This is a genomic window from Pseudomonas sp. NPDC086251, assembly GCF_044746405.1.
In the GTDB taxonomy this organism is placed as follows: domain Bacteria; phylum Pseudomonadota; class Gammaproteobacteria; order Pseudomonadales; family Pseudomonadaceae; genus Aquipseudomonas.
Window position 1 is genome coordinate 409,082 of sequence record NZ_JBIVBY010000001.1, and the last position, 17,227, is coordinate 426,308.

General features: G+C 54.2%; 15 protein-coding genes. 7 read left to right on the plus strand and 8 right to left on the minus strand.

Translation table 11 applies throughout. The annotated features are described in order from the left end of the window. Positions 1-59: 59 nt before the first annotated feature. Positions 60-668: a dTMP kinase gene (locus tag ACIPL2_RS01835; protein WP_401352458.1), complete on the plus strand. Its 609-nt coding sequence runs from the start codon at positions 60-62 to the stop codon at positions 666-668. 42 nt (positions 669-710) lie between these two features. Here the strand turns inward: ACIPL2_RS01835 and ACIPL2_RS01840 are convergent, their stop codons facing one another. The 5 genes from ACIPL2_RS01840 to ACIPL2_RS01860 form a co-directional block, all read right to left on the minus strand. Beyond that, positions 711-1,745 carry a GlxA family transcriptional regulator gene (locus ACIPL2_RS01840; RefSeq protein WP_401352459.1) on the minus strand — a complete coding sequence of 345 codons (1,035 nt, stop codon included), beginning with the start codon at positions 1,743-1,745 and terminating at the stop codon, positions 711-713. A 15-nt stretch (positions 1,746-1,760) separates the two neighbouring features. Further along, positions 1,761-3,110, minus strand: coding sequence for an MmgE/PrpD family protein (locus ACIPL2_RS01845; protein WP_401352461.1), 1,350 nt, complete (start codon positions 3,108-3,110; stop codon positions 1,761-1,763). Between the two features lie 85 nt (positions 3,111-3,195). After that, a complete protein-coding gene (gene proX, locus ACIPL2_RS01850) occupies positions 3,196-4,239 on the minus strand; it encodes a glycine betaine/L-proline ABC transporter substrate-binding protein ProX (protein WP_401352464.1) in 1,044 nt (347 codons plus the stop codon). 68 nt (positions 4,240-4,307) lie between these two features. Further along, positions 4,308-5,312 (minus strand): glycine betaine/L-proline ABC transporter permease ProW, encoded by a 1,005-nt coding sequence (gene proW / locus ACIPL2_RS01855; protein ID WP_401353332.1) that lies wholly within the window; start codon positions 5,310-5,312, stop codon positions 4,308-4,310. An 8-nt stretch (positions 5,313-5,320) separates the two neighbouring features. After that, positions 5,321-6,358: a glycine betaine/L-proline ABC transporter ATP-binding protein gene (locus ACIPL2_RS01860; protein ID WP_401352467.1), complete on the minus strand. Its 1,038-nt coding sequence runs from the start codon at positions 6,356-6,358 to the stop codon at positions 5,321-5,323. A 447-nt stretch (positions 6,359-6,805) separates the two neighbouring features. On the opposite strand from ACIPL2_RS01860, the gene ACIPL2_RS01865 reads away from it, so the two are divergent. Further along, positions 6,806-7,768, plus strand: coding sequence for a LysR family transcriptional regulator (locus ACIPL2_RS01865; protein ID WP_401352470.1), 963 nt, complete (start codon positions 6,806-6,808; stop codon positions 7,766-7,768). Between the two features lie 92 nt (positions 7,769-7,860). On the opposite strand, the gene ACIPL2_RS01870 is transcribed toward ACIPL2_RS01865, so the two are convergent. After that, positions 7,861-9,096 carry an aromatic ring-hydroxylating dioxygenase subunit alpha gene (locus ACIPL2_RS01870; protein WP_401352473.1) on the minus strand — a complete coding sequence of 412 codons (1,236 nt, stop codon included), beginning with the start codon at positions 9,094-9,096 and terminating at the stop codon, positions 7,861-7,863. 887 nt (positions 9,097-9,983) lie between these two features. On the opposite strand from ACIPL2_RS01870, the gene ACIPL2_RS01875 reads away from it, so the two are divergent. Genes ACIPL2_RS01875 through ACIPL2_RS01885 form a run of 3 tightly spaced genes read left to right on the plus strand, consistent with a single transcriptional unit; the run spans position 9,984 to position 13,748 of the window. Next, positions 9,984-10,895: a dihydrodipicolinate synthase family protein gene (locus tag ACIPL2_RS01875; protein WP_401352476.1), complete on the plus strand. Its 912-nt coding sequence runs from the start codon at positions 9,984-9,986 to the stop codon at positions 10,893-10,895. Then, complete coding sequence (locus tag ACIPL2_RS01880; protein WP_401352479.1) at positions 10,888-12,405, plus strand: aldehyde dehydrogenase; 1,518 nt, start codon at positions 10,888-10,890, stop codon at positions 12,403-12,405. Before ACIPL2_RS01875 ends, ACIPL2_RS01880 begins: the two co-directional genes overlap by 8 nt. Then, positions 12,402-13,748, plus strand: a complete 1,347-nt coding sequence (locus ACIPL2_RS01885; RefSeq protein WP_401352482.1) for an NAD(P)/FAD-dependent oxidoreductase — start codon at positions 12,402-12,404, stop codon at positions 13,746-13,748. Before ACIPL2_RS01880 ends, ACIPL2_RS01885 begins: the two co-directional genes overlap by 4 nt. 166 nt (positions 13,749-13,914) lie before the next feature. On the opposite strand, the gene ACIPL2_RS01890 is transcribed toward ACIPL2_RS01885, so the two are convergent. Further along, positions 13,915-14,670 carry an SDR family NAD(P)-dependent oxidoreductase gene (locus ACIPL2_RS01890; RefSeq protein WP_401352485.1) on the minus strand — a complete coding sequence of 252 codons (756 nt, stop codon included), beginning with the start codon at positions 14,668-14,670 and terminating at the stop codon, positions 13,915-13,917. Between the two features lie 12 nt (positions 14,671-14,682). Next, positions 14,683-15,450, minus strand: coding sequence for an SDR family NAD(P)-dependent oxidoreductase (locus tag ACIPL2_RS01895; RefSeq protein WP_401352487.1), 768 nt, complete (start codon positions 15,448-15,450; stop codon positions 14,683-14,685). Positions 15,451-15,690: 240 nt separating this feature from the next. On the opposite strand from ACIPL2_RS01895, the gene ACIPL2_RS01900 reads away from it, so the two are divergent. After that, positions 15,691-16,398, plus strand: a complete 708-nt coding sequence (locus tag ACIPL2_RS01900; protein ID WP_401352490.1) for a TetR/AcrR family transcriptional regulator — start codon at positions 15,691-15,693, stop codon at positions 16,396-16,398. Continuing rightward, positions 16,388-17,164 (plus strand): pyrroline-5-carboxylate reductase family protein, encoded by a 777-nt coding sequence (locus ACIPL2_RS01905; RefSeq protein ID WP_401352493.1) that lies wholly within the window; start codon positions 16,388-16,390, stop codon positions 17,162-17,164. The genes ACIPL2_RS01900 and ACIPL2_RS01905 overlap by 11 nt, the downstream gene beginning before the upstream one ends. The last annotated feature ends 63 nt before the right edge of the window (positions 17,165-17,227 follow it).

The window sequence follows — 17,227 nt, forward strand, 5'->3', positions numbered from 1 at the left end:
AAGCGTTTCCAGCGAACGGACCGGGCAAAAAAAACCTTCTATCAATTGTTATGTGAAGAATGAATCCTCCGCTGTTTATTTCTCTAGATGGGCCCAAGGGAACCGGCAAAACCACACTGTTGGAGGCCGTTACGAAAGTACTGAGGGCAGACAACAAAATGGTGATCCGACTTTGCGAGAGCAAAAGCGATCCCTATCGGGGTGAAACAATGGCCCTCGTTAACAAACTCGTCAGAAATCCCTCCCGGGATTTAGAGTTGGAGGTGTGTGAGCGCTTTGCGGAAAGCCGTACCTGGATTTCCCGGCACGTGCTGGCTAAACAGCCGCCAGGCAGCATCATCTTGATCGATCGCTGGTACCCGTCTGATGCCGCGTTTCGCCGGACAATCCCGTTTGCAGAGATTCTGCAGTTAAACATTGATCGAAACGTGCGAGTGCCAGACCTGCATGTCGGGGTCGTCGCCGACCCTGAAGTTTCATGGGCGAGGGCGACGGCAAGACGGCGTGGGCTGAGCAGTACGGTGATCCATAAGCTGGAAGAACATGTCGCTTGTACCGAGGCGTTTGAGCGAGCGATCGCCGATCACGGCTGGGTTTTATGCCGTAATGAAGGAACAATCGAAGACGCAACGATGCAGGTGGTTTCTGAGATCTACAGAGTCCTGTAGAGGCTCCGTAGGCGACGCTCGTCGCCCCTGGTTTCGGAAAACTTAGCGTCTGCGCTCATATGTCGCTCTATAACTACTCGGAGCTACACCAAAGAAGTCTCGAAATCGCATATGGAAATTGGCGAAACTACAGAAGCCGGTCGCAATCGCGATGTCGGTGATGAGCCGATTGCTTTGAAGAATAAGTTGACGCGCACGCGTCAAGCGCAGCTCAAGGTAGTAGCGTGTGGGCGTAGCACCCACGAAACGGCAGAAGCGACGTTCTAATTGTCGACGGGAAATGTTCACACACTCAGCCAGTTCGTCGATCGATAACGGCTCTTCAATGTTCTTTTGCATCAGTTCTAAAGCGAGCTTCAGGGTTTGTGGCAAGGTGGGATCAGAGTCAACGATGACAGTCGATATCCCAGAGACTTCAGTGGTTTGATCACAACTGAGTATTTCCTCGACAGCCTGGGTCAGCGACACGCCTTGTTTAGCGGTGATGAGCTCCAGCATCATGCGAAGCGAGCTGCTGGCGCCGGCGCACGTGATACGGTTTCTGTCTATTACGTGAGTTCGACAAGAGACCAGGACTTTGGGGAATACATCCTCCATCATCGCTCGCCCATCGGGATGGAAGGCGCACTCGACACCGTCCATTAGCTGAGCTTCCGCCAGGAAAAATGCACCGTTCCACAAACCTCCCATGGTTGCGCCAAGAGAGGCGACGTTACGCAGCTTGCGCCGTAATAGTGGGTCGCTGATCAGCTTCACTCGCAAACCACCGGCGACGATGAGAACGTCGATACGCTCCGGTAGTTGTGATAGCTCCAGGTCTGCTGAAATCGCAATTCCCAGATCGCTCATTACCAGACGGCTCTTGATGCCGACAGTCAACACCTCAAACGCCGGTGTCTCGCTAATCAGGTTGGCGGTCACCAGCGCATCGATAGCGCCGGTAAACGACAGCATCGAGAAATTGTTCAAAAGCACAAACACTACACGTGTCACCGCCTGCGGCTTTTCTGGTTTTTCCGCCGTATAGGAGTACCCCATGTTCTTGTCTTTGAGCACGCTCTCGAATACGAATGGCATAAATCCTCTTTGACACTAGGCAGCGGTTTTTGGAGCGCACAGCAACAAACTAAAGAATGATTGGCAGTCATCACTACCGGCCAATGCTTCAACACTGTGCTTGATGGCATTGCTGAGTGTGGTTCCCAAGCTGTCATCAGCCAGTAAATGGTATTTAGCGCTGAGTTCTTCAGTCGACATAGGGTTGCCTGGGTCGCCCTTGGCCGTCGCGGTTGGGCTGGTAAGACGCGTGCCGTCTTTCAGGGTGACCGTGACGCGGGACAGAATTTCCTCCGGGAACCTGGCGGACAAGTCAGGCGCTTCATGAAGGATTATTTTCTCGCTGATGCTCAAGATGTCTGGCGCATGAATGGAATCCCCGGTGACCTCTTTTGGCCCCAGCTTCCCGCGAACGATCAAGGCTGCCAACGGGAACGCCAGCGCATACTGGGCCTCGTCCGCATTCTTCGGAAAATGCCCTTGCAAACACACCGACTCATGGAATGTTTCGACATCTATGGTCTCGATCAACTCTGCCGCGATGACTGGGTGCGCACGCATCAAATCGGTCATGGCGGTGAGTGCCGGTTGCGCCCAGCGGCATACCGGCCACGGCTTGAAATATTGCTCATCGATTTCCCACCGGGTTCCGATGTCCTGCCAGAAAGTGGAAATCTCCAACGGTTCAACGGTGGCGGCTGGAGCGCCGGTGACTCCTAGCTGCGCCATCAATAGAGCGTTCAGTCCGGCATACGCCCCGGCGCCGTGGGCATCACGCAACATTGTTGGAAAACTCACCAGGCGCATCATCGGACACCTGGGGCCAAAGTATTCCGCGATCCCCAGTGCATGACGGAACGTCGTTTCATCAAGCTTCAGCAGGCGGGCACCGGCGCAAACGACCCCGATCCCGGAAAAGGCACCTGAGGCATGATATTCAGGGGCAGTGGCCATCAATGCCTGGCCCGCCCGCAAGGCGGTTTCGTAACCGATGCACAGCGCGCTGAGGAATTCCTCGCCGCTGATGTCTTTGCCCTGACTGCGATACGCGTCGACCAATGCAACAATGGCCGGGACAACGGTTGCCCCCGCATGCCCCTTGGATGTGAAGTGACCTTCATGTGCATCCAGGCTATCAACGCAGAAACCGCCAGCGTACGCGGCGCCCAATGGATGTACGGCTCTGCCGTCGAACCAAAGGCGGCTGCACAGCTTGTTGGCAGAGTAGTGGGTGTCAGCGTAGGTTTTGAGCATTGCGCTGGTTTGATTGTCGCGAGCACCTGCGGCCACACCAATGATGTCGAGCAGGCAAGTTTTAACCAACTCGCGTGTATGCAGGGGCGCGTCCTGGTAACGGAAATTCTGGACGAATGAATACAACTGCATTTCATGATTCCTGAATGATGAACGCCGAGACGGATGAAAAAGTTGCCCGGGGAAGGGCAACTTTATGCATGTTTAAATGAAGGGACTATTTTTTTGCGGTGGTGGTATTAGCCGCTGCTCGTGCGTCTGCAAGCCAGTTGTCGTAATTCGCGCGATGCGCCGCGATCCATTCTTTTGCGTGACGAGTAATGTCAGCTGCACTTTTCTCACCATTGTGCATTTTGAGATTTTGCGCGCTCTCATCGTCGGTACTGATCTGCATTTCAGACAGGAACTTCACGGCCGCCGGATTTTTCTCGGCGAACTCTTTGTTGATGACCGCTTTGACACTGTCTACCGCGAAACCAAGGTTCTTGCCATTAAAGGTTGTGTTGGTATCGTTTTTGCCACCTGGGAGATCCGTACGCGACACGGTTAACCAAACCACATCTTTACCCTCGACCAGAACACCGGAGATCCACTGAGGTACCCAGGTGTAATAGAGAATCGGCTTGCCTTGTTTGTAACGAGCAATAGTGTCGGCCATCAGGGCAAAATAGGAGCCCTGGTTATTGGAAACGGTCTTTTCCAGGCCATAGGCTTTCATATGGTGGGCGATGATCAGCTCACAGCCCCAGCCGGGGTTGCAACCTGTCAGATCTGCCTTGCCGTCACCGTTACTGTCGAACAGCTTGGCAATCTCTGGCTTTTTCAAATCATCGAGAGAGGTGATGTGATATTCGTCAGCCGTTTTCTTATCGATCATGTAGCCCTGTAGTACGCCCGGCATAATCTCGCCGGTTTTCACCATCGTTTCGTCACCGCCGGCCTTCGCATAGAAAGATTTGTGTAGTTCCTCCCACAGATGAACCGAGAAATCAGCGTCACCATTGGCAATCGCAATCATCATGGTGGAGTACTCGGTTTCCTTAGGCGTCTCAACGTCGTAGCCCAATTCCTTGAGACCGGCCATTGCAATCTCTCCACGAAATCGCTCTTCGGCAATTGACGGGAAAATCGGGGTGATTGATACCCCTTTTCCGGGCTCCTGCGCCGTGGCGGCCGATGCGAAAATTGGCGAAACCGCGAGTACTAAAAGTGCCACAGAATGAATGAATTTCTGTTTTATTCCGAAGGTCGTGAAGTTCATTATCGTTTGCCTTGGCTGGATTAAGAGGTTGGCATTTCTTTTGGTTCAGGACGCGCCGCTTAGCGGTGTTAACTTTCTTTGGGACGGACTTCTATTTTCGTAACAGGGGTTTTTCTCTTCAGGCGATAAATCACCCCCGCCGGGCCTGTCTGGTACCAGTGCTCACCTTGGGTTGCCCTGTTACTGCGTTCGCCCATTGCCTGGGTCAGTCGGTCGAGGAAAATCGCCAGCAATACCAGCCCCAACCCACCAACGGTTGCCAGGCCCATATCAAGGCGGCCAATCCCGCGAAGTACCATCATTCCCAACCCGCCAACCGAAATCATTGATGCGATCACCACCATGGAAAGTGACAACATTAACGCCTGATTCAGACCCGCCATGATCGTCGGTGCAGCTAGAGGAAGTTGAACCCGCCTCAGCATCTGGCGTGGGGTGCATCCGAAGGCCCGGGCTGCTTCAACTTTGTCTTCCGGTACTTGGCGAATGCCCAGATTGGTGAGCCTGACCAGTGGAGCGACCGAAAAGATGATGGTGACCAGTACTCCCGGCACGTTGCCGATACCAAACAGCATCACCACGGGTACCAGATAAACAAAGGCAGGCAGCGTTTGCATTGCATCGAGTACCGGCCGCAGAAGCATCTCCAGCCGGTCACTCCTGGCGCACAGGACGCCCAGCGGTATGCCAACAACTGCACAGAAAAACAGTGAAGTGAGCACCAGGGCGAGGGTGATCATCGCGTCATTCCATACGCCGATCACGCCTAAGAGGGTGAGGGTGACGAGACAAAGAATTCCTATCTTTTTCCCTCCTACCTGCCAGCCGAAGAGCGTTGCAATAATAATGAATATTGACGGAGGAATAGCCAACAATCCGAATTGAATACCATTAAGCACTTGGTCGATTGGCCATCTGATCGAGCGGAATACCTCGCGGAAGTTATGAACCAGATAATTCAGGGCAACTTCTACCCATTGGCCCAACGGGACGTTGATGGATTGAAACGGGTCTAGAAAACTGAATTCGTTCATGTAATCACCTGAATGTCCGAACCTGGCAAGCCAGCCAATGGAGGCTATTAGTGTCGGCTCATTGTCTGAAGCAGTAGGCTCTTGGAAATCGTGCCTTTAAACACACCCTGGCGATCCAGCACGGCCACTGGATTAACAGCATCAGCCACGATGTGAAAGACATCCTGCAGAAGTACATCGTCACGCAGCGTTGGCGTGGATTGATCGACGGCGTACGGATGTTCTGCGCAGATTTTGGCAACATCACCCGCTTTTAGAATCTTCGAGGCATCAAAGCCTTTGAAGAAAGCCCTGACGTAATCGTTAGCGGGGTTGCAAAGCAACGCTTGCGGGGTACCGATCTGTACTACCCGGCCACCCTCCATGATCGCAATGCGATGGCCGATGCGAATCGCCTCGTCAATGTCATGGGAGATGAAGATGATGGTGCGATGCTGTTCTGCCTGCAGGCGGATCAGCTCACCCTGCATTTCGTGGCGAATCAACGGGTCGAGTGCCGAGAAGGCTTCGTCCATCAGCAGGATGGCGGGGTCGTTGGCCAGCGCTCGGGCCAGGCCTACCCGCTGTTGCATACCGCCGGACAGTTGGTGCGGATAGCTGTAGGCGTGACCATCGAGTCCCACCTGCTTGAGCGCCTCAAGTGCACGTTTATGCCGTTCACGTTCTTCGACACCCGAGATCTCCAGGCCGAAAGCAACGTTGTCGATCACACTCATGTGGGGCATCAGGGCAAAGGACTGAAACACCATGCTCATATCTTTGCGGCGTACGCTCAGGAGATCAGCATCCGACAAACCGGTGATTTCCTGGCCGTTGAGATGGATGGTGCCAGAGGTCGGTTCGATCAGTCGGTTGAACAGTCGAACCATCGTCGACTTTCCAGACCCGGAAAGCCCCATAATGACGAAAATCTCACCGCGTTTTACGGAGAAACTGGCATCGAAAACGCCAACGACTTGACCGGTTTTGCTGAAAATTTCATTCTTGTCAGCACCGCGAGCCAGCATCTCCATCGCGAGCTTTGGTTGAGCACCAAAGACTTTGTAAATGTTTTTTACCGAGAGTATCTCGTCACCAAGACTCATAACCCCTCCTGCTGCAATTACGACGTAAGATCAAGAATTCAGGTGTGCATTTCTTGATCAGTTAAGACAGTGCGTGTGGGGGCAGTCAAGCTGGGAGAAAGATCGGGAATTAGTCATTATGACCATCCTCTTAATTATGTGATGTTTATTATTTTTGTTTTATCAGCGCTGAATTAAGCAGTACCTTGATAACCAAGTTATTACCTAATAGAGTCAGCGTCTAACAACATTTCTTCCCGCCAATCAATAACGCTATGTTATCAATCATTGGGCTGTGTCAATTTGCGACTGCGGCAGTGCTAGTTGCGAAGACGAATGCCGCTGGCACTGTCTTAGACCCTCTGTTTCAGCTACGCTCCAGCGAAGGCTCCAGGTGCAACCCTCTCGCCGATCTCGTCCCTAACGGCCTCGAAAGGGCCCCGAACCGGATATTCAATACTCTAGGTTATGGTTAAGCACATCGATCCAGACATGACGCTGCTGAAAATGCCGTCTCTAAAGGCCGTGAAGTCATTCGTAGCCGCCGCCAAGTATCAGAGCTTTACGCGTGCGGCTGAAGCGTTGTGTGTTACTCAAGCTGCAATCAGCCGTCAGATTCGGGAGCTTGAGGCGTACCTTGGGGTAGATCTCTTCAAAAGGGTGGGGCGAGCAGTCGAGCTGACGGAAGCCGGGTCCATCTTTTTTGATGCCGCACAGTTATCTTTCGTCAACATTTCCCAGGCGGCGGAGCGCATCCGCACCAACAATGCAGGCAAGCGCACGTTGACGCTTTGCTGTTCTCCCGCATTTTCAGCCCTCTGGCTCGCAGCGAAGCTGCCGGGTTTTTTTACCAGGAACGCGGACATCGACCTCAATCTGGTCACCACTCAAAACTTTTTGTCGATGGAGCCGGGTGTAACTCCAGATATCTTCATTACTAAAATGGCCAGGATTCAGGATGGCTACCGCAGTTATCCGTTGTTTCATGACGTCATCTACCCGGTGTGCACGCCTCGTTACAAAGAGGAGCACCCTGAGTTGTCCAGTCTGGAAGGATTACGCGACGGGGTTTTGCTAAACCTCAGTCCCTACGGCAGATCCCAGGTAGCGGAGCACGTTGACTGGGGCGTTTGGCTGGCTTATCACGATGTTGATATCGAGAAGCGACCCCACGACAGCCCTCACGTTTTCAACGCGAATGACTACAACCTGGTGATTAGCATGGTGTTGACCCACCAAGGCGTAGCGCTGGGATGGAATCACCTGGTGGAAAACCTGATCGAAAACGGCACGCTGATTCGTCCGATCGAAGAAGAAGTGGTTCTCCATGAAAGCCAGCACTATCTGACATTCCGTGAAGATCGGGTCAATGACGACGCCTGTTGCCGACTACGCGACTGGATTCTCGCCCAGTTTTCCGGACCTGTTTAGAGGATAGAAGCAGTCATTTGAGTAGCGATGAGGCCGATGTTGGATGTACCGGTGGTGATCATTCGTGGTTCTCACCACCGGCAGTGTTGCGCTTAACCGACAGATCTTAACGGGATCGTGTCATTGAGCTGCTCAAGCATCGTTTTGCAGTACCAATCATCAAACTGGCACACACCAATTTCGCTGGCCACCGACAACGGGCCTGGCTCGAAAGCAGGGGAGCTGACCCCGACCTGCGCGCCTTCCACCAAGGTGCGATCCTGGTCATTGGTTGCGAGCCAGACTTTGGTCAATCGATCGATGTCGTAGTCGACACCTTCCTGAGCGTCCTTCTTGACGAGCCATTTAGTAGTGACCAACGTCTCGCCCGGACCGATGGGCAGAACGCGGAAGCTGAGCGCGTGATCGCCCAGAAAGTGGTTCCAGGTTGATGGGTAGTTGAAATAAAGCAACGCACCAATGTTGGCTTCACCGGTTGTGTCCAACCGGCCAGCGACCGCCGGCTTGCCATCCATTGTGTAGCTGACGGCCCCGGAAAACAGGGGGATGCGCGTCATTCGGAAACGACCTTCATCATCCATCACCAATCGGCTAGGCAAACCTGCGGCCTCGCAGCGATCCCAGTGCTCTTTCAGTTCGAGATCTTCATCGCCGCCGGCGCCGCCCACTGATGGGTTGTCCACGAAGGAGTGCATCAATTCCGGGTGGGTAAAGTCACAGTGGTAGCACTCACGGTTGTTCTCGAAAACCAGTTTCCAGTTACCTTTCTCGATGATGTTCGATTCAAACGCGACTTTGCAGTCGTCAAGATTATGAGGCGCAACGAAAGGCGTAACGGCTTTTCTGAACGACGAAAAGTCTGGGGCGACATCAGCTACGCACACATAGATGTACGTTTCGACGACTTCACAATGCACGGACTTCAAGCCGTGCTGAGACTTGTCGAAATCGTCCCCCATGTTCCCGGCGAAAAGCAGTCTGCCGTCCAACTCGAATGTCCATTTGTGGTAAGGGCACACCAGTTTGGCGACTTTGCCGCTTGCTTCCGGACACACCTTGGAGCCGCGATGGCGGCAGGCGTTGTGAAATGCACGAATCTGCTTGTCTGCGCCGCGCACGATCGCGACAGGGTAATCGCCGATTTGCAGCGACAGGTACTGACCTGACTTCTCCAGCTCAAATGTGTGCCCTGCGAAGATCCAGCTTTTGTGCCAGATCTGTTCCAGATCCTGCCTGTAAACGTCTGGATCGCTATAAAGGGCACCTGGCAGCGCGTGGTCAGGCTTGCGCTGCGCGATTAGATTTGAAACGGCCGATTTAGTGCTCACGGTCAACACACTCCAAAAAACCAAGGGGGCGACACATTCAGCCTGCTCAGCGAGGTAAGGCCAAACGGTCTTGAGTTAGCAGTACCGTTTGTGGATCCAGGCCCATCAAACTGTGCTGCTTTTAGCTGCGAACCGGAACGCGTTGCCACGTCCAGGAAGCGTCTTACGAAAAATGTGCCTTCTTGGATGGTGGTGCCATCCGTGCACTCATTTCGTTCAAGACCTTACTCATGCAGGCATTTTTGTAATGCCGATGTTTGCATCAATAGCAATTTCTCTACAGCTCATCATTCGGGGCCCAGACAAACAGATTCAAACTAATCGAACGAATGTTCGGGACATTCTTTTTTGCAATTCGCCGGCAGAATATCGCTGTTGTAAGGCTACGACGGCAATCATGCATCAACAAGAAACTTTTACGCTGATCAATGCATAAACAAATGTTATCAATGGGCGTAGTGGCTTTGACGAGGAAATTTCAAATCATTGAAAATAAAGGAAAAATAATTTTTAAGAACAAGTTGTGCACCTATCTAGGAATGTATACGTCAGAAATACACTCTATTGACCGCCTTCTTTGCCCATGCCAGTCTGGTTTCAACAGTTAGTCGACTAGTCGGTAAAAAACCTCTGGAGGTCATTTGTGAAAGGGCAGCAAAAGTGCTCTTTATAAAGGCTTGAAACTATATAGCCATTCGAGAGAGTTGAGGCGCCTGGGTCATTCCCATGAATTAGGCAACTCTTCGAAACTTCCTTCTGGTCGCTCCAATGATCTATGAAAACACTTTCGCAACATCACTGTTTCAAAATGCTTTTATCGCGCCGCAGGGCATCAAGGCTGTCGCGCTCGTTGATTTTCCACCTGACTCGCATTCGGAGCATTCATCTTGAAATTTGAAGGTATTTATACGCCAGCAGTAACTCCTTATAACGCTGATGGGGAGATTGACTGGAATGTGTATTCGGACGTTTTGGAGTCTCTGATTGAGGCGAAGGTGCACGGCATTATTATCGGCGGGTCGACCGGCGAGTATTACGCGCAGACGTCGGAAGAACGCACGGAGTTGGCAGCCTACGCCAAAGATGTGATCGGCACTCGCGTGCAACTGATCGTCAGTACCGGGGCGATTCGTACCGAAGATGCGGTCCAGTACGCCAAGGATGCCAAATCGATCAAGGCAGACGCCATTCTCGTCACGTCCCCGCCTTACGCGCTGCCAACCTCACAGGAAAACGCGATTCACGCGCTCACTATCGACCGCGCAGCGGACTTGCCGATCATGCTTTACAACTATCCGGGGCGCATGTGCGTTTCGATGGACGAAGAATATTTCACGCGTGTCAGCCAATCGAAAAACGTCGTCGCCATCAAGGAAAGTTCCGGCGACATGGGCCAGGTGCATATGTTGGCCCGGCAGTTCCCCACCATCGCCTTGTCCTGCGGATGGGACGACCAGGCCCTCGAGTTTTTTGCCTGGGGCGCCCGCAGCTGGGTGTGTGCAGGTTCCAACTTCCTGCCCAAGGAACACGTAGCGCTTTATGAAGCCTGCGTGATCGAAAAGAACTTCGACAAAGGCCGTCAAATCATGTCGGCAATGATGCCGCTGATGAATGCCCTGGACGGTGGCAAGTTCGTGCAGTCGATCAAGTACGGCTGCGAAGTTGCCGGATTGAAAGTCGGAAACGTGCGCCTGCCATTGCAGCCACTTGAAGCGGACGAAAAGCAGCGTTTCGCGTCAGTCATTACCGAACTCAAACGTAACGTAGCCAACATTTCTTCGGGAGCCAGCCATGGGTGATCTTCTGAGCAAGGCCGAATATGCCGCTCTGGCCAAAGACATTTCGTTGCCATCCAAGGCGTTCATCAATGGCGCGTTTAAACCTGCGATCTCTGGCAAAACCTTCGCCACGAACAATCCGGCGACCGGTGACTTTTTAACCGACGTCGCAGCGTGTTCGTCCGAAGATGTCGACTTCGCGGTAAGCAATGCCAAGGAGGCCTTTGAGGATGGACGCTGGAGATCAATTTCTCCTCGGGAGCGCAAAGCGGTTCTATTGAAGTTTGCAAGCCTGCTTGAAAGCCATCAACACGAACTGGCCGTCCTTGAAAGCCTCGATAGCGGCAAACCGGTCAGTGAATGTCAGTTGGTCGACATCCCGGACACCATCCACACGATCCGCTGGCACGCAGAACTGATTGACAAGATTTATGACAACACCGCCCCGGTCGGCAGCGACGCGCTGACGATGGTGGTGCGGGAGCCGATCGGCGTGGTGGGCTGCGTGTTGCCCTGGAACTTCCCGCTGCTGATGCTTGCCTGGAAAATCGGCCCGGCGCTTGCTGCGGGCTGTTCGGTCATCGTCAAACCTGCTGAACAAACCTCGCTGACGACGTTGCGTGTCGCTCAACTGGCGTTTGAAGCCGGTATACCCGCTGGTGTGCTCAACATTGTGACCGGCACGGGCAAAGACGTCGGTGAGCCCATTGGTTTGCATAATGATGTCGACATGGTGAGCTTCACCGGTTCCACCGCGACCGGCCGCCGTTTCCTGCATTACGCCGCCGATTCGAACCTGAAACGCATCGTCCTTGAGTGCGGCGGAAAAAATCCGGCCGTGGTGATGGACGATGCGCAAGACCTGGATCTCGTTGCTCAACATGTCGTCAACGGCGCGTTCTGGAACATGGGCGAAAACTGCTCCGCGACGTCTCGTCTGATCGTCCACGCATCCGTTAAAGACGAGCTGCTGGAGCGCATGGGTGCCTACATCCGCGAATGGAAGATGGGCGACCCCCTCGATCCCGAAAACCGCGTAGGGTCGCTGGTCAGCCCTGAGCATTTTGCCAAAGTGAAGTCGTACCTTGAGCACGCCACCGCCGCAAAACTTGAAGTTGTTTACGGTGGCGCGACCAAAGACGGTGCCTTTGTAGAGCCAACGGTGATTGACGGTGTTGGTCGAGACAGCCGGCTGTTCCAGGAAGAAATCTTCGGCCCGATTCTCTCGGTCACCACCTTCAACACGATCTCCGAGGCCATTGCGTTGGCCAATGACACGGTCTACGGCCTGGCAGCTTCTGTTTACACCGCAAGCCTGCGAAGGGCCATCAGGTTGTCGCGGGAAATTCGCGCGGGCATCGTCACCGTGAACTGCTTTGGTGAGGGCGACGCCTCGACACCATTCGGTGGCTACAAGGAGTCGGGCTTCGGCGGTCGGGACAAATCCATTTTTGCCCATGACCAGTACACCGAAATCAAAACAATCTGGATCGATGTGTCTGATCGGTCGGATGAAGAGACCGAAAAATGAGCACCCATACCATCAAGCGCCTGCCGGTAGACACCGGGGTTTCAGGTTGGGAGGCGATTTCCGCACGCACTGCGCCTGTCCGCATGCTTGATGGAAACGTGACGGCGGATTGGCTGATTATCGGGGCCGGTTTTGCCGGCCTGTCCGCCGCTCGCAGACTTTCACAACTGCACCCGGGGGACAGCATTGTTGTGGTCGATGCTCATGAAGTCGCCAAGGGGCCGGCGGGCAGAAACTCTGGTTTCATGATTGATGTGCCGCACAGTCTGTCGTCCGGGGAATACTCCGTGGCGAGTGAGTCTGCAACGGCACTGGAAATCACGCAAAATCGTTTTGCGATTGCTTTTGCCGCTGAAGCTGCACGGGAGTACGGCATGTCTGGCGACACGTTCGACCCTTCCGGGAAGATCAACGCGGCCGCCACTGAGCGGGGATTGAAGCTGAACGTCAATTACGCTCAATCCCTTGAGCGCATTGGTGAGAAGTTCGAGATGTTTGATGCTGCGCAAATGCGCGAAATCACTGGGTCCACCTATTACCACGGTGGGATCTACACGCCCGGCGCAGTGATGATTCAACCCGCGCAATACATTAGAGACCTGGCAGCAGGGCTCGAAGGGAAAATCACGCTGTTCGAACGCTCTCCGATTATTGAGTTGACCAGGCAGGGAAGCGGTTGGAACGCTCGATCGCATAACGGGACGGTGCAGGCCCCCAAGGTCATCCTGGGGGTTAACGGCCACATCGAAGACTTTGGCCATTATCAAGGACGACTGCTGCACGTCTTCACTTACGCTTCCATGACGGCGGCGTACAGTGATAATGCATTCAGGAAAGAGGTGCCGGGCAAAGCCAAGTGGGCGTTGTTGCCGGCTGATCCAATGGGCGCGACCGTTCGCAAGATCTCTTCAGACGGTCTCTCGCGTATTGTGATTCGGACAAAGTTCACCTATGACCCGAGTATCCAGGTGACTCCAGAGCGTGTAGCTGCGGTGGCCAAGGAACAGCGCCATTCCTTGGATGCGCGTTTTCCCGAATTGAAATCCACGGCGTTGGAATTCAGTTGGGCCGGCCGTCTGTGTTTGAGTCGGAACAGCGCAGCTGCATTTGGCGAAATTGAAGAAAACCTGTATTCGGCTTGCTGCGAAAATGGACTGGGTACGGTCAAAAGTACCCTCGCAGGCGTGATGGCTGCGGAGTTGGCATCGGGTACGCGCTCTGAGTTTCTCGATAGTTTCAGTCATGCACCGGGCCCCAGCAAGCTACCACCCAAACTCATAACGAAACTGGGCGTCAGTTCGGTCATTCGTTGGCATGAGTTTTGGGCCGGACGAGAAGGTTAACGATTGGGTAGTTGTCGGTGCCGCGTGGTTGATCATCGGGGACGGTATGCGATTAAAGCAAAGACGTGAGTAAGGTGTTCCGCAGGTATGAATCAACGTCGGGCTGCTGCGCAACATGAAAAAAGGGGAGCCGGAGGCTCCCCGTTGCCAGTCGTGGCTCATCCATTCAAAACGGCAGCGGTAGTTTCGCTGTGCGGCCCCCATCCACCACCAGCACTTGGCCGGTGATAAAGGCCGATAGTTCGGAGGCCAGGAAAACGACTGCGCCTCCAATATCCGTCGGCATTCCGGTGCGTCCAACTGGATGAAGTCGCAGGAGGGCCTGACGCGCCGCACGAGGATCAGCCTGGTTGGCGAGATACGCATCACTTAACTCAGAATTGATCCACCCAGGTGCGATGGCATTGCAGCGAATGCTGTCCCGGCCAAGATCGACAGCCAAGGCGCGGGTCAATCCATGGATGCCCGCTTTGGAGGCACAATAGGCAGCATGTTCAGGGTTAGAGCCTATCCCTTCGATCGAACCGATATTGATGATGCTGCCTGCGCCTCGAAGTCGCATCTGTGGCACGAGCGCCTTGCACAAAAATGCCGGTGCCCGCAGGTTCACAGCCATCATGCGGTCCCAATCCTGCTCGGTCATATCGTCAATGGATTTTTCGAACATGAATCCCGCGTTATTTACCAAAACATCGACTCCGCCGAGTTGCTTCTGGGCGACTTGCGCGATCAATCCGGGAGCGTCTGTCGAAGCGAGATCGGCCTCGACGAAATAGACTCGGGGGTGCTTTTGCAACTCGGCGTCCAATACCTGGCGCTGAGCGATCAATACCGACGCCCCCGCCTCAAGCAGTTTTTCGGTAATGCCCCGACCAATGCCTCTGCCGCCCCCGGTAACCACTACATTTTTACCATTAAGCATTGCTAGCTCTCCTTAGCCTGATACCGGCTTGGCACCTGTGACTTCCACCGTTTCACCGGCGATGTACCTGGCTTCATCGGACGCCAGAAATGCGATGACATCCGCAATGTCTTCGGGCTCGGCGATCCGGCCCAGTGGCACGCTCTTGTTTAACTCCTGCACGGCCTTGTCCGGATCCAGACCTCGACGTGCAAAGCCACTGCGTATCATGGGCGTATTGATTTCGTGCGGGCAGACGGCATTCACACGGATGCCCAAAGGGGCACAATCGCGGCCCAGATTCTTGGTTAAAGCCGCAACCGCACCTTTGCTTGTGCAATACGCCACGTGAGCGGGGCCGGGATAAATACCCCAAACCGATGATGTGTTAACGATCGCGGCGCCAGAGCGATTTTTCATGTGCGGTATCGCTGCACGACAGATGAAGAACACTGCATTCAGGTTGACGCCCATGGCGTCAAACCACATCTCGTCAGTTGTTTCTTCAATGGTGCCCCGGGGAATGATGCCCGCATTGTTCAACACGATATCGATACCCGCAAATAGATCGACAGCCGTTTGAACAATGGCCTCGCAATATTCTTTGCGGCGTAAATCGCCGGTCAGATAATGCACTTCGGCACCTAAGTCTCGGACTTTGGCGGAAATAAGTTTGCAGCCGGCTTCGTCAAGATCAGACAAAACAAGCTTGGCGCCTTCACGGGCGAACAATAACGCTAATGCCTGGCCGACGCCCCCAGCAGCGCCCGTGATAATCACCACTTTATTATTGAACTTCATGGCACCTACCTATTGTTTTTTTTGGTAGAACCATTATTGGGTGTCATGGGTTCTAATCGTCTAGCAACTTTTTTACTGGGGCAAAGATAACGTGCCGTTATCTAAAAAAAGGAATTGATAGAGAGCATTTGAGACGCTGCGACCGCCGTCAAAAAAATGTACGCCACTGTACATGCCGTGTACGCCACGGACCTTGAGGTGTACAGTGGCGAAGAATTTTTTACATGAAGGTGCACCTGGATGTCGCAGGCAGGAAGGGGGAAAACCAAAGCGCAGGATGCCGGCTGGCGAGGGTCCGTCGATGGTTGGCTGGACGCTGCCTACGATGCGCTTAAAGAGTCGGGGGTCGATGCCGTGCGGGTGATGCCGCTGGCCAAGCGTTTGAACTTGTCGCGTACCAGCTTTTACTGGTTCTACACCGACCGTGAGCAGCTGCTCGCGGCACTCCTGGCCCGATGGAAGGACAAAAACACCGGCGGTATGGTGAGCCAGTGCGAGAGCTACGCGGAAAGTATTTCCGAGGCGATTCTCAACATCTTCGAGTGCTGGGTGAACCCTGAACTGTTCGATTCTCAGTTTGAATTTGCGGTGCGCAGCTGGGCACTGCAATCAGACGAGGTCAAAAACGAAATCGCCCTGGCGGACGAAGCGCGCATGAATGCCTTGGCCGCAATGTTCCGACGGTTCGGCTACGAAAACGAGGCGGCGGACGTGCGTGCCAGGACGATCTACCTGACGCAGATCGGCTACATCTCCATGAAGACCACTGAAGATATTGTCGTTCGGTTTCGACGGATTCCTCAGTACGTAAGCGTGTTTACCGGCAAGGCCCCGAAACGACGGGAGCTGGACCGCTTTTATGGCAAGTTCGGCTACGCGGAAAAAGAGCCCGGCGTTTTCGTACCCTTGGTCGAAACATTCGAGGAGTCAACTGCCGATGGCGAATAGAACCGTGGGCATCATCGGCGGCACCGGCTGGCTGGGACGCGCTATCGCCGAGGCGCTGCTCGATAGTCGCCTCCTGAGCCCCGACCACTTGTTGATCTCAAACCGCTCCGGCACGAGCACTTTCGGGCCAGACGTAAGACTGCTGGTCGACAACCAGCAGCTGGTGGACCTCAGCGATATTGTTGTGCTGTCCATTCGGCCGGAGCAGTTCCGTGAACTGCAGATTAACGCCAGTGGCAAACTGGTGATTTCCCTGATGGCGGGTGTCACGGCGGCAGCCATCTGCGCGGCTACCGGTGCCGCTGTGGTTGTGCGCGCCATGCCCAATGCGGCCGTGGAAATCAGGCAATCATTCACGCCTTGGTACAGTGCCGGAAAACTTGATGAGCGCGACCGCAAATGGGTGCAGCGTCTGTTTGAGTGTGTCGGGACGGCAGGCGAAGTGCCTGATGAAGACTGCATTGACTACCTCAGTGCATTGTCTGGGACCGGGCCAGCCTTTCCGGCATTGCTTCAAATGGCGCTCACTGATCAGGCAGTGGCTGCTGGCATTCCTGTTGCCATTGCGCAGCGCGCTGCACGAGGCGTAGTGGTAGGGGGCGGACAATTGCTTGCCACCCATGATCCGCAGCAACTGCTTGAGTCGTTAATGGCTTACCGTGGAGTGACGGCCGCAGCGTTGCAGTCGATGGTCGATCAAAACATCGAGTCCATCATAGGGCAGGCAGTGACGGCGGGCGCGGCAGTGGCGCGGCGGGGAATGTAGCGAAGCGGCGGATAGGCCTCGTTTCAAATATCAAGATTGCCCCTGAGGGGTGAGATCAGGGGC